At 67.6% G+C, this 23,518-nt stretch carries 23 protein-coding genes; 4 read left to right on the forward strand and 19 right to left on the reverse strand.

Going from position 1 to position 23,518, the window contains the following annotated elements; genetic code table 11:
- Positions 1–93 precede the first annotated feature (93 nt).
- Both pyk and LRK53_RS17140 read right to left on the reverse strand, forming a co-directional pair.
- Complete coding sequence (gene pyk / locus LRK53_RS17135) at positions 94–1,566, reverse strand: pyruvate kinase (RefSeq protein WP_027492294.1); 1,473 nt, start codon at positions 1,564–1,566, stop codon at positions 94–96.
- Positions 1,567–1,640: 74 nt separating this feature from the next.
- Positions 1,641–2,462 (reverse strand): S1/P1 nuclease, encoded by an 822-nt coding sequence (locus LRK53_RS17140; protein WP_027492295.1) that lies wholly within the window; start codon positions 2,460–2,462, stop codon positions 1,641–1,643.
- A 163-nt stretch (positions 2,463–2,625) separates the two neighbouring features.
- Here LRK53_RS17140 and gap point away from each other — a divergent pair, with 163 nt between their 5' ends.
- Positions 2,626–3,627 carry a type I glyceraldehyde-3-phosphate dehydrogenase gene (gene gap / locus LRK53_RS17145; protein ID WP_027492296.1) on the forward strand — a complete coding sequence of 334 codons (1,002 nt, stop codon included), beginning with the start codon at positions 2,626–2,628 and terminating at the stop codon, positions 3,625–3,627.
- Between the two features lie 148 nt (positions 3,628–3,775).
- Here gap and fdxA read toward each other — a convergent pair whose 3' ends face one another.
- The gene (fdxA, locus tag LRK53_RS17150) at positions 3,776–4,102 is read right to left on the reverse strand and encodes a ferredoxin FdxA (protein WP_027492297.1); all 327 of its coding nucleotides are present in this window, start codon (positions 4,100–4,102) and stop codon (positions 3,776–3,778) included.
- Positions 4,103–4,245: 143 nt separating this feature from the next.
- Here fdxA and azu point away from each other — a divergent pair, with 143 nt between their 5' ends.
- Both azu and LRK53_RS17160 read left to right on the forward strand, forming a co-directional pair.
- Positions 4,246–4,692: an azurin gene (gene azu / locus LRK53_RS17155; RefSeq protein WP_027492298.1), complete on the forward strand. Its 447-nt coding sequence runs from the start codon at positions 4,246–4,248 to the stop codon at positions 4,690–4,692.
- 101 nt (positions 4,693–4,793) lie between these two features.
- A complete protein-coding gene (locus tag LRK53_RS17160; protein ID WP_027492299.1) occupies positions 4,794–5,204 on the forward strand; it encodes a group III truncated hemoglobin in 411 nt (136 codons plus the stop codon).
- A gap of 8 nt (positions 5,205–5,212) precedes the next feature.
- Here LRK53_RS17160 and tpx read toward each other — a convergent pair whose 3' ends face one another.
- The 11 genes from tpx to hppD all read right to left on the reverse strand — a co-directional run bounded on the left by tpx (position 5,213) and on the right by hppD (position 16,368).
- Entirely contained in the window at positions 5,213–5,713 is a 501-nt protein-coding gene (tpx, locus tag LRK53_RS17165; RefSeq protein ID WP_027492300.1) for a thiol peroxidase, read from the reverse strand.
- A 26-nt stretch (positions 5,714–5,739) separates the two neighbouring features.
- Positions 5,740–6,177 (reverse strand): CopD family copper resistance protein, encoded by a 438-nt coding sequence (locus LRK53_RS17170; RefSeq protein WP_027492301.1) that lies wholly within the window; start codon positions 6,175–6,177, stop codon positions 5,740–5,742.
- Positions 6,178–6,264: 87 nt separating this feature from the next.
- On the reverse strand, positions 6,265–6,837 hold the full coding sequence (locus LRK53_RS17175; protein ID WP_027492302.1) for an SCO family protein: 573 nt from the start codon (positions 6,835–6,837) through the stop codon (positions 6,265–6,267).
- Positions 6,838–6,847: 10 nt separating this feature from the next.
- Positions 6,848–7,612, reverse strand: coding sequence for a formylglycine-generating enzyme family protein (locus LRK53_RS17180; protein ID WP_027492303.1), 765 nt, complete (start codon positions 7,610–7,612; stop codon positions 6,848–6,850).
- Between the two features lies 1 nt (position 7,613).
- Complete coding sequence (gene nirK, locus LRK53_RS17185; RefSeq protein WP_235642405.1) at positions 7,614–9,137, reverse strand: copper-containing nitrite reductase; 1,524 nt, start codon at positions 9,135–9,137, stop codon at positions 7,614–7,616.
- Between the two features lie 119 nt (positions 9,138–9,256).
- On the reverse strand, positions 9,257–10,507 hold the full coding sequence (locus tag LRK53_RS17190) for an NnrS family protein (protein WP_027491629.1): 1,251 nt from the start codon (positions 10,505–10,507) through the stop codon (positions 9,257–9,259).
- A 98-nt stretch (positions 10,508–10,605) separates the two neighbouring features.
- Positions 10,606–11,367 (reverse strand): helix-turn-helix domain-containing protein, encoded by a 762-nt coding sequence (locus tag LRK53_RS17195; protein ID WP_027491630.1) that lies wholly within the window; start codon positions 11,365–11,367, stop codon positions 10,606–10,608.
- A 35-nt stretch (positions 11,368–11,402) separates the two neighbouring features.
- Entirely contained in the window at positions 11,403–12,803 is a 1,401-nt protein-coding gene (gene hemN, locus LRK53_RS17200; protein ID WP_027491631.1) for an oxygen-independent coproporphyrinogen III oxidase, read from the reverse strand.
- A gap of 95 nt (positions 12,804–12,898) precedes the next feature.
- Positions 12,899–13,885, reverse strand: coding sequence for a fumarylacetoacetate hydrolase family protein (locus tag LRK53_RS17205; RefSeq protein ID WP_027491632.1), 987 nt, complete (start codon positions 13,883–13,885; stop codon positions 12,899–12,901).
- A 37-nt stretch (positions 13,886–13,922) separates the two neighbouring features.
- On the reverse strand, positions 13,923–15,272 hold the full coding sequence (gene hmgA, locus LRK53_RS17210) for a homogentisate 1,2-dioxygenase (protein ID WP_027491633.1): 1,350 nt from the start codon (positions 15,270–15,272) through the stop codon (positions 13,923–13,925).
- Positions 15,273–15,282: 10 nt separating this feature from the next.
- Complete coding sequence (gene hppD, locus LRK53_RS17215; protein ID WP_027491634.1) at positions 15,283–16,368, reverse strand: 4-hydroxyphenylpyruvate dioxygenase; 1,086 nt, start codon at positions 16,366–16,368, stop codon at positions 15,283–15,285.
- Positions 16,369–16,478: 110 nt separating this feature from the next.
- On the opposite strand from hppD, the gene LRK53_RS17220 reads away from it, so the two are divergent.
- A complete protein-coding gene (locus LRK53_RS17220) occupies positions 16,479–16,949 on the forward strand; it encodes a MarR family winged helix-turn-helix transcriptional regulator (protein WP_027491635.1) in 471 nt (156 codons plus the stop codon).
- A 93-nt stretch (positions 16,950–17,042) separates the two neighbouring features.
- On the opposite strand, the gene acnA is transcribed toward LRK53_RS17220, so the two are convergent.
- From acnA to LRK53_RS17245, 5 genes are all read right to left on the reverse strand, one after another.
- The gene (gene acnA / locus LRK53_RS17225) at positions 17,043–19,865 is read right to left on the reverse strand and encodes an aconitate hydratase (protein ID WP_235642406.1); all 2,823 of its coding nucleotides are present in this window, start codon (positions 19,863–19,865) and stop codon (positions 17,043–17,045) included.
- Between the two features lie 75 nt (positions 19,866–19,940).
- Positions 19,941–20,363 (reverse strand): succinate dehydrogenase, hydrophobic membrane anchor protein, encoded by a 423-nt coding sequence (gene sdhD, locus LRK53_RS17230; RefSeq protein WP_027491542.1) that lies wholly within the window; start codon positions 20,361–20,363, stop codon positions 19,941–19,943.
- Between the two features lie 4 nt (positions 20,364–20,367).
- Positions 20,368–20,760 (reverse strand): succinate dehydrogenase, cytochrome b556 subunit, encoded by a 393-nt coding sequence (sdhC, locus tag LRK53_RS17235; protein WP_027491543.1) that lies wholly within the window; start codon positions 20,758–20,760, stop codon positions 20,368–20,370.
- A 3-nt stretch (positions 20,761–20,763) separates the two neighbouring features.
- Complete coding sequence (locus LRK53_RS17240; RefSeq protein WP_027491544.1) at positions 20,764–21,546, reverse strand: succinate dehydrogenase iron-sulfur subunit; 783 nt, start codon at positions 21,544–21,546, stop codon at positions 20,764–20,766.
- Positions 21,547–21,940: 394 nt separating this feature from the next.
- Positions 21,941–23,452, reverse strand: coding sequence for a peptide MFS transporter (locus LRK53_RS17245; protein WP_027491545.1), 1,512 nt, complete (start codon positions 23,450–23,452; stop codon positions 21,941–21,943).
- Positions 23,453–23,518 lie beyond the last annotated feature (66 nt).

Genomic DNA, 23,518 nt, shown 5'->3' on the forward strand with positions numbered 1-23,518 from the left:
CGTTCTCCTGGCCGGGGTGACGGCATGAAGTGTAGCGGCATTGCGGCCCGCCATCAGCCGGCGGCGGGCGGCCGGACAGCGGCGCGTCAGCCGTCACAGGTCGCGCAGGCTCTCGACCGTGCCGCCGGGACCGACCGCGAGCAGTTTCAGCGTGTTGGTGCCGCCGACGTGGCCGACGCGGTCGCCATAGGTGATCACCACGCTGTCGCCCTCGGCCAGCTTGCCCTGCTCGAACAGCAGCCGCACCGCGGCCCGGGTGGAGGCGGCCATGCTCCGCTTCTCGTCGTGATCGAACGCCACCGGCTGCACGTCGCGCAGCACCTGCATGCGCCGGCGCGCGGCGGCGGACGGCGACATGCCGTAGATCGGCACCGCGCTGCGGTAGCGCGACAGCCACTGCGCGGTGGCGCCGGACTCGGTCAGCGCCACGATCGCCCGCACGCCGAGCTGGCCGGCCAGCACCATCGCGGCCAGCGCGATCGCCTGGTCGGTGCGATTCATGTGGTGGCTGGCGCTGGCCAGATCCTCCTTCGGCTCGAACTGGCGCTCGGCGCCGAGGCAGATGCGCGCCATCGCCGCCACCGCCTTGTCCGGGTGCGCGCCGGCCGCGGTTTCCTCCGACAACATCACCGCGTCGGTGCCGTCGATCACCGCGTTGGCCACGTCCAGCACCTCGGCGCGGGTGGGGATCGGCGAGCGCACCATCGACTGCAGCATCTGCGTGGCGGTGATCACCGCGCGGTTGCGCTGCACCGATTCGCGGATGATCTTCTTCTGCAGGCCGGGCAGTTCGGCGTCGCCGATCTCCACGCCGAGGTCGCCGCGCGCCACCATCACCACGTCGGAGGCGTCGATGATCTCGCCCAGCACCGGGATCGCGTCGGCGCGCTCGATCTTCGCCACCAGCGCCGCGTTGCCGCCGGCCTCGTGCAGCAGGCGGCGGGCCTGGTGCATGTCTTCGGCCGAACGCACGAACGACACCGCAAGGAAATCGGCGCCGATCTCGGCGGCCAGCCTGATGTCGGCCTTGTCCTTGTCCGACAGCGCCGTCACCGACAGCCCGCCGCCCTGCCGGTTGAGCCCCTTGCGGTTGGACAGTTTGCCGCCGATCAGCACCCTGGAGCGCACCTCGGCGCCGACCACTTCCTGCACGGTCAGCGCGATCAGCCCGTCGTCCAGCAGCAGCACGTCGCCGGCACGCACGTCGTGCGGCAGGCCGTAGTAGCTGACGCCGACGCGGGTCGCGTCGCCGGGCGGCGCGTCGGGGCGGCAATCCAGCACGAACGTGGCGCCTTCGTGCAGTTCCACCGGCCCGTTGGCGAAGGTCTCGATGCGGATCTTCGGCCCCTGCAGGTCGGCCAGGATGCTCACTTCGCGCCCGGCGGCCACCGATGCCGCCCGCACCGCGTTGGCGCGGGCGCGGTGGTCGTCAGGCTGGCCGTGCGAGAGGTTCAGGCGGGCCACGTTGATGCCTTCGGCGATGATCTTCTCAAGCATGCCCGGCACGTCGGTGGCGGGGCCAAGGGTGGCGACGATCTTGGTGCGGCGCAGGGGATTCGGGTTCATGCGCCGAGGCTAGCAGATGCCGCGCGGCGCGCCATCATCTTGCATTCGTATGCAATACGCTGGCCGACCCTCGCTCATCGCGGCGTCAACGCCAGGTTGAGCACGGCGGCCAGCCGGCGCCCGCCGATGCGCAGCTGGTTTTCGGCCACCGGCAGCTCGGCGTCGACATAGGCCTGGCCGATCCTGTGGCCATCCGGATAGAAGCCGGGCGCAGCGGTGGCATGGCAGGATTCCCGCGCCCACGGCGCGTAGGGATCGTCCAGCGGCGCAATCGGCGGCGGCAGCGGTGCCAGGCCCTCGGCGTCCAGCTTCGCTGCGTAAGCCTGCCAGCCCAGGCCGCGCGTCTCCAGCATGCCCGTGTCCCAGACCCTGTGCAGGTTGCTGCCCTTGCCCTCGAACTGCACCTGGTACCGGTTGCCGCCGAGGTCGTCGCGGTAGCCGGCATGCAGCGGCTGGTGGATGTCGCCCGCGAAATGCACCACGAACTTCAGGGCCTCCAGGCGCGCGGCGTCGCTTTGCGCCTTGTCGCCGAGGATCGCCACATAGCGCCTCAGCCCTGCCACGATGCATGCGCCATTGCGGCAGTCGCGCGGCGGCTCGTAGTCGCAACCCGGACCGCCACGGAAATTGACGTAGTGGAGCTTGCGCGTCTGCTGCCACAACGTGGCCTGCGCGGGATCATTCTGGATCTGGTCGGGCCAGCCGGCGACGTCGGCCAGTTGCGTGGTGTGCTCCGCCGCCAGCAGGCGTTCCAGCTCGGCCCCGGCGGCGGGGCCGAGGTGCCGCTGCGCCAGCTCGGCGACCACGCGGTGACCGAGCGGTCCCCAGGCGCGGGTTGCCGGCGCGACCACGAGCAGGATGGCCGCGAAGGCCAGCGAACAACGACGCAAAGACATGATGGCCACCGGCCCAAAGGGCCGCAGTCTGCCACAGCGATAATCCGGCACGGGCCATCCGGGCGCATTCATTGTAAGATTCGGCGGTTGAAACCGGCGCCGCAACCCGCGGCTGCCCATCCGCCATCGTCATATCCAACCGTCTCCAGGAGGATGTTCCCTCATGACCATCAAGGTCGGCATCAACGGCTTTGGCCGCATCGGTCGCAACGTGCTGCGCGCAGCCGTGCAGAACTTCGGCAACGACATCGAGATCGTGGCGATCAACGACCTGCTGGAGCCGGACTACCTCGCCTACATGCTGAAGCACGACTCCGTGCACGGCCGTTTCGAGGGTGAGGTGAAGGTCGAGGGCAGCCATCTGCTGGTCAACGGCAAGAAGATCCGCCTGACCCAGGAACGCGACCCGGCCAACCTGAAGTGGAACGAGGCGCATGCCGACGTGGTGATCGAGTCCACCGGCCTGTTCCTGACCAAGGAAGCGGCGCAGAAGCACCTGGACGCTGGCGCGAAGAAGGTGATCCTGTCGGCGCCGTCCAAGGACGACACGCCGATGTTCGTCTACGGCGTCAACGATCAGAAGTACGCCGGCGAGGCGATCATCTCCAACGCCAGCTGCACCACCAACTGCCTGGCCCCGGTGGCCAAGGTGCTGAACGACAAGTGGGGCATCAAGCGCGGCCTGATGACCACCGTGCACGCCGCCACCGCCACCCAGAAGACCGTGGACGGCCCGAGCAACAAGGACTGGCGCGGCGGTCGCGGCATCCTGGAGAACATCATCCCCTCCTCCACCGGCGCAGCCAAGGCGGTGGGCAAGGTGATCCCCGAGCTCAACAAGAAGCTCACCGGTATGAGCTTCCGCGTGCCGACCTCGGACGTGTCGGTGGTCGACCTCACCGTGGAACTGGAGCAGCCGGCGACCTACGAGGAAATCAAGGCCGAGATGAAGGCGCAGAGCGAAGGCGCGCTGAAGGGCATCCTCGGCTACACCGAGGACAAGGTGGTGGCCACCGACTTCCGCGGCGACGCGCACTCCTCGATCTTCGACGCCGACGCCGGCATTGCGCTGGACGACAGCTTCGTCAAGCTGGTCAGCTGGTACGACAACGAGTGGGGCTACTCGAACAAGTGCCTGGAAATGGTGCGGGTGGTGGCCAAATAAGCCCCCGCGACCGCCACACGGAGAGGCCGGGCAATGCCCGGCCTCTCCGTGTGTGACGCTCCCTGTGTAGGAGCCCGCTCGCGGGCGATGCTTTCGCTTTTGCGAATCCCGAATCCCGGACTTCAGAGCATCGCCCGCGAGCGGGCTCCTACGTGCGCTGCAACAGCGGCAGCTTGTTCGGCACGCCGTCCCACTTGTCGGCGTCTTCCATCGACGGGATCTTGCTGGTCAGCACCGGCCACTCCTTCGACAGCTCGGCGTTGATCGAGAGGAAGACTTCCTGACCAGCCGGCACGTCGAGCTCGGGGAAGATCGCGCCGACCGGACACTCTTCCACGCACAGCGTGCAGTCGATACACTCATCGGGGTCGATCACCAGGAAGTTCGGACCTTCGTGGAAACAATCCACCGGGCACACCTCGACGCAGTCGGTGTGCTTGCAGTTGATGCAGTTTTCGGTGACGACGTGCGTCATCATGCCTCCTTCCGGCATGCGCCGGCGGTTGCCAAAGTGTCGAACGACGGCAGGTGCTGCAGCAATGACCCAGATCAGTGACCGCCGCGCGCCGCCATCGCAGAATCCACCCGCATCTCACCACTTCCCCAAGGAGCGACACCATGCGCAAACTGATTGCCCTTGCCCTGCTCGGCCTGCTCTCCACCCCGCTGATGGCCGCCGAGTGCGCGACCACCGTCGAGGCCAGCGACGCCATGCAGTTCAACACCAAGACCATCACCGTGCCGAAGACCTGCAAGACCTTCAAGGTGACCCTGAAGCACACCGGCAAGCTGCCGATCGCCGCGATGGGCCACAACTGGGTGCTGTCGCACAGCGCCGACGAAACCGGCGTGATCGCCGACGGCATGAAGGCCGGCGCCGCCAACAGCTACGAGAAGCCGGGTGACGCGCGCATCGTCGCGCATACCAAGCTGATCGGCGGCGGCGAGTCCGACACCGCCACGATCAACGTGGCCAAACTCAAGGCCGGCGAGCAGTACGCCTTCTTCTGCACCTTCCCCGGCCACGCCGCGCTGATGAAGGGCAGCTTGAGCCTGGGCCAGTAAGCTTCACGGACCAGCAACGCATCCGGCCGTCATGGCCGGGTGCGTTTTTTGTTGGTGCCGGCTTCACAACTTGTTCCGCGCACGGATCCATCATGTTCCGCATGAACCCGCAGTCGCCACTGGACGAACCAGCGCTCGCCCGACTGGTCGACCGTTTCTACGAGAAAGTCAGGCGCGACGCGCAGATCGGCCCGATCTTCAATGCCGCGGTGCACGACTGGGACGAACACAAGCACCTGCTGACCTCATTCTGGGCTTCGGTAGCGCTGCGCGCGGGCAGCTACCGCGGCAACCCGATGGGTGCGCACCGACCGCATCCGATCCGCGCCGAACATTTCGACCGCTGGCTGGCTCTGTGGCGCGAAACCACCGCCGAGGAGCTGGACGAGGCCGGCGCCGTGCAGATGCAGGAATACGCCGAGCGTATCGGCCGCAGCCTGAAGTACGGGCTGGGCCTGCAGGCGCAGGCGCAACCGTTTGGCGTGCCGATCGTCGGCATCGGGCGACCGTAGGAGCGCTGTCAGCCCAGCGCCTTCAGCGCCGCGTCGTAGTTCGGTTCGTGACCGATCTCGCTGACCAGTTCGGCGTGCAGCACCTTGTCGCGGCCGTCCAGCACCAGCACCGCGCGTGCGGCCAGCCCGGCCAGCGGGCCACTGGCGATCGCCACGCCATAGTCGTTGAGGAACTGGCGGCCGCGCATCAGCGACAGGTTGGTCACCCGCTCCAGCCCCTCGGTGCCGCAGAAGCGAGCCTGCGCGAACGGCAGGTCGGCCGAGATGCACAGCACCACGGTGTGGTCGAGCTTGGCAGCCAGTTCGTTGAAGCGGCGCACCGAGGCGGCGCATACGCTGGTGTCGACGCTGGGGAAGATGTTCAGCACCTTGCGCTTGCCGGCGTAGCCGGACAGCACCACGTCGGACAGGTCGGCGCCAACCAGGCTGAATGCCGGCGCGGTCGAACCCACCGCGGGAAACTGGCCGTCGACGCTGACCGGCTGACCCTTGAACGTGACCTGGGACATCATGCACCTCGTGTGTGGATGGATGGCTACAAGTAGAACATGGTCTTGGCCAGGAAGACGATGCCCACCATCAGGCCCAGCACGATGCGATGGGTGTGCCGGAACCGGCACGCGTCCATCTTGCCGCTGCGCATCGCCCACATCGCGTTGACGAACACACCGAGCACGCCGAACGCCAGCAGCGTCTTCAGCAGCAACCAGTTGCCGAAACGGCTGCCCACGCAGGCCACGCCGTCGCAGCGGATGTCGAACAGCACGAGGCCGCTGGCGAACAGCAGCACCACGAACACCGGCATGAACCGGCGCACCCTTGCCATGATTGCCTGCTCGATGCGATGCAGGGTGGCCGCGTCGAAATGCCGGTGCAGCGACTCGACCACCAGCACCTCGAACGTCACCGCACCGACGAACACGATGGCGCACGCCAGGTGCACCAGCACGATCCACGGATACCACGCCGCCATGCGGATTCTCCCGAAGCTCTCGTGCAAGTCTGCGCGCGGCTGGCAGCGGTCGCGCTGACCTGGATCAGGCTGCGGGAGACGACCGCCTCAGTCGTGCGGCTGCGCAACCACCTTGCGGATCGCTTCCACGAACTCGGGATCGAGCTTGCCGATCCGCGCAGTACGCGCGGCGATGCGACCGTCGGCGTCGAGCAGGATCAGTTCACTGGAGTGGTTGAATTCGCCGTCGGGCAGTTGCCGGTACTGCAGACCGAGCACGCCGGAGAGCTGGCGCACCTGCGCCGACTTGGCCCGCGCTAGCGTCCAGATGCGCGGATCCAGCTTGCGCTTCCCCGCATAGCTCTTCAGCGTGGCCACGTCGTCCCGCGCCGGGTCGAAGCTCACCGCCAGCAGGTCGATGCGCGCGCGGGTGGCCGGATCCAGCGCGTTGCGGGTCAGCCGCAGGCTGTCGATGATCATCGGACAGACCATCTGGCACGAGGTGTAGAACATCGTCACCAGCTGCGGCCGGCCGCGCCGCTCGGCCAGCGTCTGCTGGCGGCCGTCCTGGTCGGTCAGCTGCACCTTCAGGTTGTAGACGGAGTCGCCGGGCAGCGGCGTGGCCGCCCGGGCGCTGCCGAGCAGCAGGAGCATCGCGAACAGGGGCAACAGGCGTTTCATGACGCGTTCCTCATTCGGGCTTCGCACAGCGGAAGCCCATGTTGTTGGTGGTGTCGGCGGCCTTCAGCGCGGAGAGCATGGCGATGCGCATCAGCACCGCGTAGTTCTCCTTCTCCTGCAGGCTGACCGCGCCGGCGCCACAGAACTTCAGCACGTCGGGATCGTTCTGGTCACGGCTGTCGCTGGCTACCAGCAGCGCATTGAAGTCGTCCACCCACTCCCACACCGGCTTGGTGATGTCGCGCACGCCGTAGACGTTCGGCGCGCCGCCGACGTCCGACAGCGGCGCGCTGGACGGGCGCGAGTACCAGGACAACAGTTTCTCGCGCCAGGCCGGGTCGCTGCGCGCGTCGCGGCGGGTAGCGTCGGCCGCCGCCGCGTACTCCCACTCGTACCAGCTGGGCAGGCGCGCGCCTTCGCTCTCGCAGTACGCCCGGGCGGCGAACCAGCTGACCCTGGTCACCGGCTGTCTGGGCAACGCCTCGCTGCCCAGCGTGTCGGCACCGGCCCAGTGGCTGAGGTAGCGCCGGTCGGCGAGGATGCTGGCGACGCGGTCGCGCCGCCATTCGGGATAGGCCTTCACGAAGGCCAGGAATTCGGCATTGGTGACCGGCTCGGTGCGCAGGCGGAACGGTGCGATCTGCGCCGGCGCCGCCTTGCCGTCGGCCGGCAGCACGCTGGCGAAGCGCCCTCCCGGCAGGGCGGCGTAGTCCGCCGCCACTGCCGGCAGTACCAGTATCAGGCCGAGCAGGGCCAGTGCCAGACGGTTGCGCATCTCAGTGCTCCGCGGTCGCCGCCGGGGTTACCGCGGCGCGTGCCTTGGCGACTTCTTCCTTGCTGATCTGCCCGCCCGGGTTGCCCCAGCTGTTCAGCACGTAGGTCAGGATGTTCGCCACCTCGTCGTCGGTCAGCTGCGCCATCGGCGGCATCACCGAGTCGTACTCGTGACCGTTCACCGTGACCTTGCCGGTCAGACCATGCGTCACGATGGTCATCGCCCGCTTCGGGTCGACCGCCAGGTAGTCCGACTTGGCCAGCGGCGGGAACACGTTCGCCAGGCCTTCGCCGTTCGCCTGGTGGCACACCGAGCAGGTGCCTGTGAACAGCTGCTTGCCCGCCGCGATCTGCTCCGCCTTGGTCAGCGTGCCGGCCGCATGCGCCTTCGCTGCCGTGGTCACCGCCTGCAGGTTCGGCTCCGAACGGTCGCCCAGGTACACCGAGTCGACTTCCTTGCCCGAGTAGATCGTCTTGTCTTCCGGGCCGTCCACCTTGAGGATGCCCAACGCGCCCTTGTTGAATGCGCGGAAGATCGAGTGGTCGACCAGCACGTAGCTGCCCGGCACATCGGTGTGGAACTCCACCATCGCCGCACCGCCAGCCGGGATCAGCGTGGTCTGCACGTTGTGCTGCGCCACCGTGCCGCCTTCGGGCTGCACCTTGTCGAAGATCTCGCCGATCACGTGGAAGCTCGATACCAGGTTCGGCCCGCCGTTGCCCACGAACAGGCGCACCGTCTGGTCGGTTTTCGCGGTCAGCGCGTTGTCGCCGGTCAGCGCCCCTTCCTTGCCGTTGAACAGCACGTAGGTCGGGTGCTCGTCGATCGCCTTCTCCATATCGAACGGCTGGTGGCCCTTCTGCCGGTACTTGCCGGTGGTGTAGAAGTCGCCCTGCATCACGTAGTACTCGTGGTCGACCTTCGGCAACCCTTCCGGCGGCTCGACCAGGATCAGCCCGTACATGCCGTTGGCGATGTGCATGCCCACCGGCGCGGTGGCGCAGTGGTACACGTAGATGCCCTGGTTCAACGCCTTGAAGGTGAACTGCGAGGCGTGCCCCGGCGCAGTGAAGCTGGACGCCGCGCCACCGCCCGGCCCGGTCACCCCGTGCAGGTCGATGTTGTGCGGCATCTTGCTGTCCGGCGCGTTCTTCAGGTGGAACTCCACCGTGTCGCCCTGGCGCACGCGGATGAAGCTGCCCGGCACGGTGCCGCCGAAGGTCCAGAACGTGTAGCTGACGCCTTCGGAGATCGGCATCTCCTTCTCCACCACCTCCAGCTCGACGATCACCTTGGCCGGATGGTTGCGGTTGACCGGCGGCGGCACGTGCGGCGGACTGGTCAGCACGGCGTGGATCGGCTCGCCCTGCGGCGGACCGAAGTCGCCGCGGGTGGCGGCGATCGCGGCGGGGCTGGAGCTGGCGTCAGCCTCCCCCACCGGCGATACCGCGGACGGCTTGCCGGAGCAGGCGGCCAGGGCCAGCATGGCGGCCGCGGCAACAGCGAGAAGCGGTGAACGTAGCATGGGCGGTCTCCGTGAATTCTTGCGAATCCTAGCCTAGGCGATCGCCCAATGGGGCGTCTGACCTGGGTCAAGCCGGAGTTCGCCGGAACCGCACTGCGTCACCCTGCCGCGGCACGCCCTTACCCGGGCTTGCCGTCCGCCCGCGGGGTCAGGTAGATCCATGCCGAGCGCAACACCCACGGCAGGAACGCCAGCAGCCAGCCGTAGGCGGCGATCACCAGCCACAGGTAGACATCCCCGCCCAGCTCGGCACGGATGCGCAGCAGCGCCACCACCTGCAGCAGGGCGAAGCACAGCCAGGCCACCGCGCCCATCTGCAGTGGCCGACCGGAATGGCCCTGGGTCACCCGGGTCACCATCGCCACCAGCATCGAGCCGAAGAAGCCGATGCCCAGCGCATGCAGCGGCGCGCGGCCGAGGATCAGATGCCCGCTGGTCGCGTACGCCACGTCCTGCACCGCGTAGAGCACGAACGCCACCGGCAGCCATGCGAACGCCAGGTGCAGCACGGCCAGGATGCCCGGGTGCATGGCTTTCCATGGCCGCCAGGTCAGCGAGTGCCACGCAAACACCAGCGCCAGCGGCAGGTCGACCAGCCACAGCCAGCCCAGCGCGCCGCGCCATTCCAGCAACAGGTGCGCCAGCAGCAGCACCCACACCACCGGCATGCTCCAGTCCGGGCGGATCACCTCGTAGCCTTTCACCATGTTGCCGGTGAAGAACGGAAGCATGCGGTGCATCACCGTGAAATAGATCGGCAGCAGCAGGCCGTAAGTACCCAGCTTGATCGCCAGCAAGGCGCAATCCTCCGGCGCGCCGAACAGGTAGGCCAGGAACACCGCCAGCCCCACGCAACCCAGGCTCAACGCCATCAGGCAGGAACGCGCATGGCCCTTGCGCTCGGCCACCGAGGCGCGCAGCACCCCGCCCAGCGTCCACACGCCGACCAGGTAGCCGACCAGCATCACCGCGATGCCCAGCTTCAGCAGCCACGGCAGGTCGAGCAGGCCGACGTTCGCCAGCACGTAGCCGCCGAACACGCAGCCGGCCACCGGCAGGTAGCGCGTCCACGGCAGATCGGGCCGGCCCAGCCAGCGCGGGAAGGTGGTCATCAGGAAGCCGAACATGAACAGCGGGAACAGGCCGTACTGGATCAGCATCGCGTGCGCCCAACCGGGCGGTATCGACGGCTGCGGCCAGCCGGCCAGGCCGAAGCGCATCCAGGTCAGCTCCACCGCCCACCAGGTCATGCTGAGCAACACCGCGACGGTGCCGGCCAGAAACAGCGGCCGATGCGGCGCGGAAGCCAGCAGCGCCGTCAGCTGTGCCGGTGCGACCACTTCCGCCGCGGGAGATCGTGATTCAGCCATGCCGATGCCAACTCGAACGAGAATGATTCACCATGGTGGCAGGTTAGCACCCACACGGACACTGATCTGGGTCAGCCACCCGGAGTGCCTCGCGGTGCTCACTCCGGCAGCAGCGCCTGGCCGATCTCGCGCAGCTTCTTGGGATTCAGCAGCTCCAGTTCGCGCCCTTCGATCTCGATCAGCTTCTGGCTGCGGAAGCGGCTGAGCACGCGGCTGACGGTTTCCGCGGCCAGGCGCAGGTAGTTGGCGATGTCGCCGCGCGACATGCTGAGATGAAAGCGCGTGCCAGAGAAGCCACGCACGGCGTAGCGGCCAGCCAGGTCCATCAGGAATGCGGCGACGCGCTCGTCGGCGCTGTGGTCGCCGGCCAGCAGGCTGGCGGTGCCCAGCTCCTTGCTCAGCATGCGGAACAGGTGCTGCTGCACGGCAGGAATGCGCGAGGCCAGCGCGCTCATCGCGGGGAACGAGAAGCGGCAGAAGTAGGCGGTATCCAGCGCCACCGCGTCGCAGGGGAAATGCTCGGGGTAGATCGCGTTGAGGCCGATCACCTCGCCGGGCAGGTAGAAGCCCAGCACTTGCTCGCGGCCTTCCTTGTCGACCATGCGGGTTTTCACCGTACCCGCCCGCACGGCGAAGATCGCGCGGAACGGATCGCCGGTGCGGAAGATGTGCTCGCCGGCGCGGAACGGGCCCACGTGTTCGACCAGGCATTGCAGCTCGGCCAGCTCCGGCTTGTCGTAGCCGGCCGCGATGCACGCGCTGGAGAACGCGCAGGTGCCGCAGAAGCGCGTCTCGTCGCCGTCGTCGACAATCGGGCTGGGCGGCTCGGGCAGACGACCTGCCAGGGGCTTGGATTGCATGATGGTGATGGGCTGCCGGATTGGGGCTGCGTGGATCAGATCACGCGCGAGTAGCGTGGGGCCTGTGCCGCGTCGTCCAGGTAGGCGTCGAAGCACATGGCGATGATACGCAACAGCAGCCGTCCCCGCGAGGTGACCCGGATCTCGCGTGGATTTTCCGTGACCAGCCCATCCTCGACCAGCGGCACCAGGCGCTGCCGCTCGCGTGCGAAGTATTCGTCGAACAGCAACCGGTGGCGCGCGCCGAACGCCTGCTTGTCCACGCTGCCGTGGCACATCAATTCGTTGATCAGTTCGCGCCGGATCAGGTCGTCCTCGTCCAGCTGCAGCCCGCGCATCAGCGGCAGGCGGCCGGCGTCCAGCGTTGCGTAGTAGCCGATCAGGTCACGCGCGTTCTGGCTGTAGCTGTCGCCGATGCGGCCGATCGCGCTGACGCCGAGGCCGACGATGTCGCAGTCGCCGTGCGTCGAATAGCCCTGGAAGTTGCGTTGCAGCGTGCCGGCGCGCTGCGCCAGCACCAGCTCGTCGCTGGCCTTGGCGAAGTGGTCCATGCCGATGTAGACGTAACCGGCCGCCGACAGATGTTCCAGCGCACGGCCGAACAGCGCCAGCCGGGTGGTCGCGTCGGGCAGGTCGGCGGCCTCGATCTGCCGCTGCGCCTTGAACATCTCCGGCAGGTGAGCGTAGCCGTACACCGCCACGCGGTCCGGGTTCAGCGCCACCACCTGGTCCAGCGTGCGGCTGAAGCCGTCGACGCTCTGGAACGGCAGGCCGTAGATCAGGTCGACGCTGGCCGAGCGGAAACCCGAGGCCCGCGCCGCCTCGATCACCTCGCGGGTCTGCTCGAAGCTCTGGATCCGGTTCACCGCCTTCTGCACCACTGGGTCGAAATCCTGGATGCCCACCGAGATGCGGTTGAAGCCCAGCTCGCCCATGGCGCGGATGTAGGCGGCGTCGGCGAAGCGTGGGTCGATTTCGATGCCGTACTCGCGGTCTGCCGCGTGACTGAAGCTGAAATGCCGCGCCAGCGACTCCAGCAGCTCGCCCATGTGCGCGGTGTCGAGGAAGTTCGGCGTGCCGCCGCCGAAGTGCAGCTGGCGCACCGGGCGGTCGCGGTCGAACAGCGGCGCGATCAGCTCGATCTCGCGGTACAGCCGTTCCAGGTAGCGGTCGGCCTGGGTTACGTCGCGGGTGATCACCCGGTTGCAGCCGCAGTAGAAGCACGGGCTCATGCAGAACGGCACGTGCACGTACACCGACAGCGGGCGCGGGATCGGCTCCTCGTTGGAAGCGCGGATCACCGCACGCAGGGCCGCCTCGTCGAACTCGGCCTTGAAGTGCGGCGCGGTCGGGTAGCTGGTGTAGCGCGGCCCGGCCACGTCGTAGCGGGCGATCAGCGCCGGGTCGAATTCAGGAGGAACGATGGGAATGGCCATGTTGCGGAGTCTGTCGGTGAGCTTGCCAGCATGCCTTGATCCGGGTCAATTCACACGCCGGTCGCGACGACCTGCCGCAGCACCGGCGATGCGCCTCAGCGCCGGTACGCTTCGATCCGCTGCTCGATGGCGCCGAAGATCGAGGCGCCGGCGGCGTCGGTGACGTCGATCTTCAGGCGGTCGCCGAACTTCAGGAACGGCGTGCTCGGGTGGCCGTCGCGTAGGGTTTCCACCGTGCGCTGCTCGGCCAGGCAGGAAGCGCCCTTGCCGGTGTCCTGGTTGGCGATGGTGCCGGAACCGACGATGGTGCCGGCGGTGAGCGGGCGGGTTTTCGCCACATGCGCCACCAGTTCGGCGAACGAAAACTGCATGTCCACGCCGCATTCGGCCTCGCCGAACCAGGCGCCGTTCAGCCAGGTGCGCATCGGCAGGTGCAGCTTGTCGCCGGCCCACGCGTCGCCCAGTTCGTCCGGCGTCGCCAGCACCGGCGACAGCGCCGAGCGCGGTTTGCTCTGCAGGAAGCCGAAGCCCTTGGCCAGCTCACCGGGGATCAGCCCGCGCAGGCTGACGTCGTTGACCAGCCCGACCAGCTGGATGTGCGCGGAAGCCTCGCCCGGCGTGACTGCCATCGGCACGTCGTCGGTGACCACCACCACCTCGGCTTCCAGATCGATGCCGTAACCCTCGCTGGGTACAACGACCGGATCGCGCGGGCTGAGAAAGCCGGCGCTAGTGGCCTGGTACATCAGCGGGTCGGTGTAGAACGAGGCCGGCACCTCGGCGCCACGCGCGCGACGCACGCGCTCGACGTGCGGCAGGTAGGCCGAGCCGTCGACGAACTCGTAGGCGCGCGGCAGCGGCGAGGCCAGCGCGGCCATGTCCAGCGCGAACGCGCCGGCGGCACCGCCGGCATTCAATTCCTCGGACAGCGCATTGAGCCGCGGCGCCGCATTCGACCAGTCGTCCAGCGCCGCCTGCAGCGTCGGCGCGATACCGGCCGCCTTCACCGCGCAGGAAAGATCGCGGCTGACCACCACCAGCGTGCCGTCGCGGCCGCCGTCCTTGAGAGTTCCGAGCTTCATCGTGTCGCCTTGTGCCTGCTGCGTGGAGGGATCGCCGTCACGGCGCGAAGTGCTTGCCGATATCCTGCCAGCATCGGTAGTAGTCGTGCTGCAACTGCGGCGCGTCCAGCGCCTGCCGCGTGGGGCGGATCACCTTGCGCGTCTCGAACATGAAGGCCATGGTGCCGCCGATCACGTCCGGCTTCGACAGGTCGGCCTGCGAGGCCTTCTCGAACGTGGCTGCGTCCGGGCCGTGAGCGCTCATGCAATTGTGCAGCGAGGCGCCGCCAGGCACGAAACCCTCGGCCTTGGCGTCGTACACGCCGGCGATCAGGCCCATGAACTCGCTGGCCACGTTGCGGTGGAACCACGGCGGGCGGAAGGTGTGCTGCGCCACCAGCCAGCGCGGCGGGAAGATCGCGAAATCCATGTTGGCCGTGCCGGGCGTGTCGCTGGCCGAGGTCAGCACGGTGAAGATGCACGGATCGGGATGGTCGACGCTGATCGAGCCGATGGTGTTGAAGCGGCGCAGGTCGTACTTGTACGGCGCATAGTTGCCGTGCCAGGCCACCACGTCCAGCGGCGAGTGGCGGATCGACGCGCTCCACAATGCACCCTGGAATTTCGTCACCAGCTCGAACGCGCCTTCGATGTCCTCCCAGGCGGCGTGCGGGGTGAGAAAGTCGCGCGCGTGGGCCAGCCCGTTCGAGCCGATCGGGCCGAGCTCCGGCAGGCGCAGCAGTGCGCCGAAGTTCTCGCAGACGTAACCTCGGGCCACTCCTGCGCTTTCGGCGCCCGTGACACTCGCACTTCCATGTGCGTCGGCCGCTCCCTCGGGCAGCTCGACGCGGAAGCGCACGCCGCGCGGGATCACCGCGATCTCCTGCGGCTCGATCTCGACCACGCCCAGCTCGGTGGTCAGATGCAGCCGACCCTGCTGCGGCACGATCAGCAGCTCGCCGTCGGCGTTGCAGAAGAAGCGGCCCTGCATCGAGCGGTTGGCCGCGTAGAGGTGGATGCCGATGCCGCCCTGCTCGGCCGCGCCGCCGTTGCCGGCGATCGTCACCAGGCCATCGAGGAAGTCGGTCGGCCGCTCCGGCGACGGCCATGGATCCCAGCGCAGCTGGTTCGGCGTGGCCGGCGCCTCGTCGAAGCGGTTGTGGAAGGTGGCATGCGCCAGCGGCACGAACGGCTCATGCACCGCCGCCGGACGGATCCGGTACAGCCAGCTGCGCCGATTCAGGTGCCGCGGCGCGGTGAACGCGGTGCCCGACAGCTGCTCGGCGTACAGCCCGTGCGCCACGCGCTGCGGCGAGTTCTGGCCGACCGGCAGCACGCCGGGAATCGCCTCGCTGGCGAATTCGTTGCCGAAGCCGGATTGGTAGCCGTTGCCCGCGATCATCGCCATGGAACGCTCCTCACAGGAACCCGCGCTTCATCTGGTCGCGCTCGATGCTCTCGAACAACGCCTGGAAGTTACCCTCGCCGAAGCCTTCGTTGCCCTTGCGCTGGATGATCTCGAAGAAGATCGGACCGATTACGTTCTGGGTGAAGATCTGCAGCAGCAGGCGCTTCTTCGTCTCCGGGTCGGCGTCGATCAGGATCTTGTTCCTGGCCAGCCGCGGCACGTCCTCGCCGTGGTTGGGGATGCGCAGGTCGATCACGTCGAAATAGGTGTCCGGCGTGTCGAGAAACTCCACCCCGGCCGCGCGCATCGCCTCCACCGTGGCGTAGATGTCGTCGGTGAAGCAGGCGATGTGCTGGATGCCTTCGCCGTGGTAGGCGTCCAGGTATTCGTTGATCTGGCTCTTCGGGTCACTCGACTCGTTGAGCGGGATGCGCACGATGCCATCCGGCGCGGTCATCGCCTTGGACACCAGGCCGGTCTTGGCGCCCTTGATGTCGAAGTAGCGGATCTCGCGGAAGTTGAACAGCTTCTCGTAGTAGTCCGACCACTGCTGCATGTTGCCGAAATGCAGGTTGTGGGTGAGGTGGTCGATGAAGGTGAGGCCGTAGCCCTTCGGGTTCGGCTCGGCGCCGGGAATCGGCGCGTAATCGGCGGCGTAGGCGTCGCCCGCGCGCGGCACCAGGTACAGCATGCAGTCGCCGATACCCTTGACCACCGGCACCTCGAGCGCGCGGCTGCCCGGCTTGTGCGTGACCGCCTCGCCGCCGTTGGCCAGCACCGCCGCCTCGACCTCAGCCACCGGCTTGCGGAAGCGGATCGCGAAGCCGCAGGCGCTGGGGCCGTGTTTCGCGGCGAAATCGGCAGCGAACGAATCGGGATCCTCGTTGACCAGCAGGTTCACTCCGTTCTGCCGGTAGACGGTGATCGCGCGGGTCTTGTGCTTCAGCACGGCGCTGAAGCCCATCCGCTTGAACAGCGCGTGCAACTCGTGGGCGCGGCCGGCCGGGGCGGCGAACTCGACGAACTCGAAGCCGTCGATGCCCATCGGATTCTTGAACGTAGTGATCTGCATGCCGGGGTTGGGCTGGGCGTTCATGGCGCTCTCCTCTGAGTCGGTGCACGATGGCTGCACGCAAGCGTGCCACCCGCAAGATTGGCCTTGCGTTATAGTTTCATTTGAAACCATTTGCAAGGATCACCGCCGCAATGCCCGCCAAGCACAAGCCCGCCCCTGCCACGGCCGAGCATGCCCCGCTGCAGCTGGAACACTTCCTGCCGTACCGGCTGTCGATCCTGTCCAACACGACCAGCCAGGCGATCGCCGACGATTACCAGAGCCGTTTCGACCTCTCGGTGACCGAATGGCGGGTGATGGCGGTGCTGGGGCGCTACGCGGGCCTGTCCGCGCGCGAGGTGGCCGAGCGCACCGCGATGGACAAGGTGGCAGTGAGCCGGGCGCTGGCGCGACTGGTGGCCGCAGGCCGGGTGGACCGCGCCACCCACGCAGAGGACAAGCGTCGCTCGGTGCTCCACCTCAGCGCCGCGGGCTGGGCCTTGCACGATGAGGTGGCCCCGATGGCCCGCATGCGTGAACGCGAACTGCTGACCAAACTCGACGCGGAAGAGCGTGCATGGCTGACCCGGATCCTGGACAAGTTGCTGGCCGGGAGCGGCTGACAGACGGCAGCCGCCGGGGCGCCTGGAGACGGCCCGGCCGATCGCTCCGCCCGGTCGCCCTGCCGGGCGGCGGCACGAGCGGAATACGACGACTCACGCCGTGGCGGAAGCCGGCGAGGCACCCAGCAGCTGGCGCAGCATGTACGGCAGGATGCCGCCGTGACGGTAATAGGCCGCCTCGGCGGGCGTGTCGATGCGCACGATGGCATCGAACGCGCGCTCCCTGCCCTGCGCGTCGGTGGCTTTCACGCGCACGTCGTGCGCCGGCGCCTCGCGGCCGGCCAGGCCGGCGATCTCGAAGGTCTCCTCGCCGGACAGGCCCAGCGTGTCCGCATTCTGGCCATCCTGGAACTGCAGCGGCAGCACGCCCATGCCGATCAGGTTGGAGCGGTGGATGCGTTCGTAGGACTGCGCGATCACCGCCCGCACACCGAGCAGTGCCGTGCCCTTCGCCGCCCAGTCGCGCGACGAACCGGAGCCGTATTCCTTGCCGGCCAGGATCACCAGCGGCGTGCCGGCGGCAAGGTAGTTGACCGAGGCGTCGAAGATCGTGCTCACCGGGCCGCCCGGCCGCGTGAAGTCGCGGGTGAAGCCGCCTTCGGTACCCGGCGCCAGCTGGTTGCGCAGACGGATGTTGGCGAAGGTGCCGCGGATCATCACCTCGTGGTTGCCGCGGCGCGAACCGTAGGAATTGAAATCCTTGCGCTCCACGCCGTGTCCGGCGAGGTATTTACCGGCAGGCGAATCCACCTTGATCGCGCCGGCCGGACTGATGTGGTCGGTGGTCACCGAATCACCCAGCCGGGCCAGCACGCGCGCGCCGCGGATGTCGGTCAACGGCGCCGGCTCGCGCCCCACGCCATCGAAATACGGCGGCTGACGCACATAGGTGGAATCCGCATCCCACTGGAATGCGTTCCCCTCGGGTACCCGCAGGCTGCGCCAGTTGTCGTCACCGGCGAACACGTCGGCATATCCCTTGGCGAACATGTCGGCCTTCACGCAGGCAGCGATGACATCCTGGATCTCGCGGTTCGAGGGCCAGATGTCGCGCAGGTACACCGGCTTGCCGTCACTGCCGATGCCCAGCGGGTCCTTGAGCAGGTTGGTGTGCATCGTGCCCACCAGCGCATAGGCCACCACCAGCAGCGGCGAGGCCAGGAAGTTCATCTGCGACTGCGGGTGGATGCGCCCCTCGAAATTGCGATTGCCCGAGAGCACCGCGCACACGTTGAGGTCGTGCTCGGCCACCGCCGCGGCCACTTCGGGAATCAGCGGGCCGGAGTTGCCGATGCAGGTGGTGCAGCCGTAGCCGACCAGGTTGAAGCCGAGCTTATCCAGGTACGGCGTGAGTCCGGCCCGGTCGTAGTAATCCGTGACCACGCGCGAACCCGGCGCCAGCGAGGTCTTGACCCAGGGTCTGCGGCTCAGGCCCTTCTCGACCGCGCGTTTGGCCAGCAGGCCGGCGCCGATCATCACCAGCGGATTGGAGGTGTTGGTGCATGAGGTGATCGCGGCGATGACCACGTGCCCGTTGTCCAGTCGGGCGCTGCCGCCGCTGGCCATGGCGATCTCCACCGGCGCGTGCGGCCAGTCGTGATCGATGTCGCAATGGCCGGGGGCATGCGGCGCATCGCTGGCGCTGCCACGTACGATCGATACCGGGTCGCTGGCGGGGAACGATTCGTCGATGGCCTCGTCCAGGCGGCCCACGATCGCCTTCTCGTAGGGCTGCCCGCCGAGCAGCGCGCCGACGGCGTCGGGAGCAATCCGTACCGGAATGCGATCCTGTGGGCGCTTGGGTCCGGCAATGGAGGACTCCAGCGTGCCCAGATCCAGCTCGAGCGTCTGCGAATATTCGGCTTCGTGATCGGGGTCATGCCACAGGCCCTGTGTCTTGGCATAAGTCTCGACCAGACGCACCTGATGTTCGGGGCGGCCGGTCAGGCGCAGATAGGCCAGGGTTTCGTCGTCGATCGGGAAGATCGCGCAGGTGGCGCCATATTCGGGGCTCATGTTGCCCAGCGTGGCGCGGTTGGCCAGCGGGATGCGGGCCACGCCCGGCCCGTAGAAATCGACAAACTTGCCGACCACACCGGTCTTGCGCAGCAGCTCGGCGACGGTGAGCACCAGGTCGGTGGCGGTGGTGCCGGGCGGAAACTCGCCGGTCAGCTTGATGCCGACCACCTGCGGAATCAGCATGCTCATCGGCTGTCCCAGCATGGCCGCCTCGGCCTCGATGCCGCCCACGCCCCAGCCCAGCACGCCCAGCCCGTTGACCATCGGCGTGTGCGAGTCGGTACCGACCAGCGTATCGGGGTAGGCCAGCATGCCGTCCGGTCCCTCGCGGGTGAACACCACGCGCGACAGGTACTCCAGGTTGACCTGGTGGCAGATGCCGGTATCCGGCGGCACCACCTTGAAATTGTCGAACGCATGCTGTGCCCAGCGCAGCATCTGGTAGCGCTCCACGTTGCGCTCGAACTCGAGCTGCGCGTTGATGGAAAAGGCGTCGTCCTGGCCAAACGCATCGACGATGACGGAATGATCGATCACCAGCTCGCTGGGCACCAGCGGATTGATCCGCTGCGGATCGCCGCCCAGCGCGATGATCGCGTCGCGCATCGCCACCAGGTCCACCACGCACGGCACGCCGGTGAAATCCTGCATCAGCACGCGCGCCGGCGTGTACTGCACCTCCTGCTGCCCGGTGGCCTTGGGTTGCCAGTCCGCCAACGACTGGATCTGCTCGCGGGTGATCAGGTGGCCATCCTCGTTGCGCAACAGGTTTTCCAGCAGCACCTTGAGGCTGTAGGGCAGCCGGTGCGCGGTCCTGATGCGATCGAGTCGGTGAATCTGGTAGCGGGTGTCATCGACCGTCAACTGATCGCGCGTGCCGAAGCTGTCGCTGCTCATGAAGCTCTCCTCGTCGAACATGGAACCTGCCGCTGGCGGCTCGTCTCTCGGCGAACCGTCGCGACACGTGAATACTTATCGAAACGCCAGGTACAGGCTGGTGAACACGCCGATGGCCATCAGCGCCATGCAGGCCAGATCGACTGCGACCAGGGCCGCAAATTTCACGCGGTCGGCATGCACGTAGTCCTCCACGATCACGCGCAGGCCGAGCTTCATGTGCCAGAACAGCACCACCAGCAGCACGGCCATGGTCACGGCCACCGCAGGCCGGCCCAGCCAGAGCGCCACCGCCGGATGACCGCCACGGGCATGGGCAAGCAGCGACGCCAGCAGCCACAGCAACAGCGGCACCAGCGCCACCGCGGTCACCCGCTGCAGCCACCAGTGGTGTGCGCCGGACTTGGCCGACCCCAGGCCGATGGCGCGATACAAGGCCGAGGCCCGGGCGGCAGTCGGGTTGCGGTTGAGCGGATCACGCCGGTGCCATTCGGACATGTGCCTACTCCCCGCCCGCCAGGCCGAGTGTCCAGGTAGCCAGGGTCAGGATCACGCTGACCGCCACCACCGTCCAGCCGGAGCGATAGATGCTGCCCAGCTCGAAGCCGAAATCCAGGTCCCAGGCCAGGTGCCGGATGCCGTTGCACAGGTGGTAGAACAACGCGAAGATCCAGCCCAGCAGCAACAGCATGCCGATCCACGAACGCAGCCAGCGCTCGGCCATGGCATAGCTGTCGCCGCCGGCCGCCACCGCGACCAGCCACGCCACCAGCAACACGCTGCCCACGCTGAGCAGCACGCCGGTGATGCGGTGCAGGATCGACAGCACCGAGGTCAACTGCGGCTTGTAGATCTGGATGTCCGGGGCGCGCGGACGAGGTCTGGTCGTGGCCATCGCTCAACTGCGCCGCTGCTGGATCATCAGCTTGATCTCGGCAATTTTCTTGCCGGGGTTGAGCCCCTTGGGGCAGGTGCGCGTGCAATTGAGGATGGTGTGGCAGCGGTACAGCTTGAACGGATCCTCCAGCTCGTCCAGCCGTTCGCCGGTCGCCTCGTCGCGGCTGTCCACCAGCCAGCGATGGGCCTGCAGCAGCACCGCCGGTCCGAGGAAGCGGTCGCCATTCCACCAGTGGCTGGGGCATCCGGAGGTGCAGCAGAAACACAGGATGCACTCGTAATCCCCGTCCAGCCGCTTGCGTTCCTCCGGCGACTGCAGGCGCTCGCGCGTCGGGGCGGGTGTCTTGCTGCGCAACCACGGCTTGATCGATTGATACTGGGCCAGGGCGTGGGTCTGGTCGCCGACCAGGTCCTTGACCACGTCCATGTTGTTGAGCGGGTACACGGTGGCCGGCTCGTTGATTTCGTCGAGCGAGCGGATGCACGCCAGCCAGTTGCTGCCATCGATGTTCATCGCACACGAGCCGCACACGCCCTCGCGGCACGAACGGCGGAACGTCAGCGTGGGGTCGATCTCGTTCTTGATCTTGATCAGCGCGTCCAGCAGCATCGGCCCGCACTTGTCGCGGTCGATGGCATAGGTGTCGATGCGTGGATTGCGCCCCGACTCGGGCTCGTAGCGGTACACCTGCAGGTGCTGCACCCGGGTGGCGCCCTCCGGTTCGGGCCAGGTCGCGCCCGCTTCGATGCGCGAGGCGGGGGATGCACCCGAGTTGCGTGACACCGGAAACCGTTTGGGGCTACGCCAGCGTGAGACCTGCTTCGAGCTCTTGATCAACACCGGCACCCCCACTGCGACGAAGTGGCCCGGCGGGTTGTGCCAGAAGCGTCTCCCGCGCGGGAATCGACCTGATCGATGACGACTCGCCGCTGGCACAAACCAGCCTGGGCGACGATGCCTTCGCGAGGATACTGGTAGGGAAAGTGTGAAACGCTGGTAAAGGTACGCTGCAGCGCACCCGCCTCCCGGCACGGATGCGATACGGTCGCGGCCCGCGCCGTGATCACGATTCGAACCGTCCCGCACCGGCTGCAGCAGGGCACGAGCAGATTCCCTCGCCCGAAGTTTCATGCAACCCAGCCGCAACGGCGGCGAACGGGCTCCGTTACCGCTCGGCTCAGCGCACCCCGTGCATCAGCCGGTTGATCAGCGGCGAGATCGCCAGCAGCAGTGCGCCTGAGCCGAGCAGCACCCAGAGGCAGAAGTTGAAGCCGGCCAGCGCCGAGGCCACCGTCATGCCGTGCGTGCCGCTGATCGAACGCGCCACCAGGCCGGAGAAGTCGCCGCCGCCGGCCAGCGAGAGGAACCAGCCGCCCATCGCCAGGCCCACGAAGCGCGGCGGCGCCAGCTTGGTCACCATCGACAGCCCGATCGGCGACAGGCACAGCTCGCCCAGCGTCTGCATCACGTAGCACAGCACCAGCGGCCAGAACGGGATCAGTCCGGTCGGACCGAGCAGCTCCTTCAGCGCATACACCAGCACCACGAAACCCAGCCCGTTGAAGATCAGGCCGAAGCCGAACTTGCGCGGGATCGATGGCTCGGCATGGCGGCGCGCGAACATGCCCCACACCAGCGTCAACAGCGGCGCGAACACCAGGATCGCCAGCGGCGTCACCGACTGGAACCAGCCGACCGGGAAGATCCAGCCGCCGAACATCTCGCGATCCACCCAGTTCTCGGCCAGGAAGTTCAGCGAGGTGCCGAACTGGAAGTAGAACGTCCAGAACACCACGCTGAAGCCGAACACGATCAGCATGGCGATCACGCGGTGCAGCTGCACGCGGTCGTGGCGCCGCGCCTCGACGATCAGCGCCGCCGCCACGCCGATGAACAACGCACCGAGCAGCCACTGCAGGCCGTCGGCACCGACATAGGCCAGCAGTGCGTAGATCAGCGGCACCGCAACCGCCGCGCCGAGCAGCACCCACAGCACGCGCGCGCGATTCTCCATGCCCGGCAGCGGGCGACCCACATCCTTCAGGTTGCGCCGACCGAACCAGAACCACAGGAAGCTCAGCAGCATGCCCACGCCGGCGGCGGCGAACACCACGCGGTAGTTCTGCTGCATCGGCGTGTCGGTGAAGGTGGCGGCCATCCAGCCGGTGAGCAGCGGCGCCACGAAGGCGCCGGCGTTGATGCCCATGTAGAACAGGGTGAAGCCGCGGTCGCGGCGCGGATCGTCGCGACCGTAGAGCTGGCCCACCATGGTGGAGATGTTCGGCTTGAACAGGCCGTCGCCGGCGATCACCAGCGCCAGCCCCAGCATCATCAGCGGCTTGCTCGGCAGCAGCAGGGTGAACAGGCCCGCCGCCATCACCGCGGCGCCGAGCAGGATCGAGCGCTGGTAGCCGATCACCCGGTCGGCCACGTAGCCGCCGAAGATCGAGGCGGCGTAGATCAGCGCGGTGTAGGCACCATAGACGCCGGCGGCCCAGCCCTGCCCGGCCGAATCGCCGTGGAAGAACTGCGCCACGATGTACAGCACCAGCGCCCAGCTCACGCTGTAGTAGGCAAAGCGCTCCCAGAACTCCGTCATGAACAGCATCCACAGCGGGCGCGGATGGCCGAGCAGCTGCGGGTAGTCGGGCCTCGGCACGGCGTCGCCGGCGGCGCTGGTCTGGCTCATGCAGTCCTCCATCGGCATGCGTCAGGCAGCCGCAAGCGCCCAGCTGTAACCGGGCGCTTGGCACCG

The organism is Rhodanobacter thiooxydans, from assembly GCF_021545845.1.
In the GTDB taxonomy this organism is placed as follows: Bacteria; Pseudomonadota; Gammaproteobacteria; order Xanthomonadales; family Rhodanobacteraceae; genus Rhodanobacter.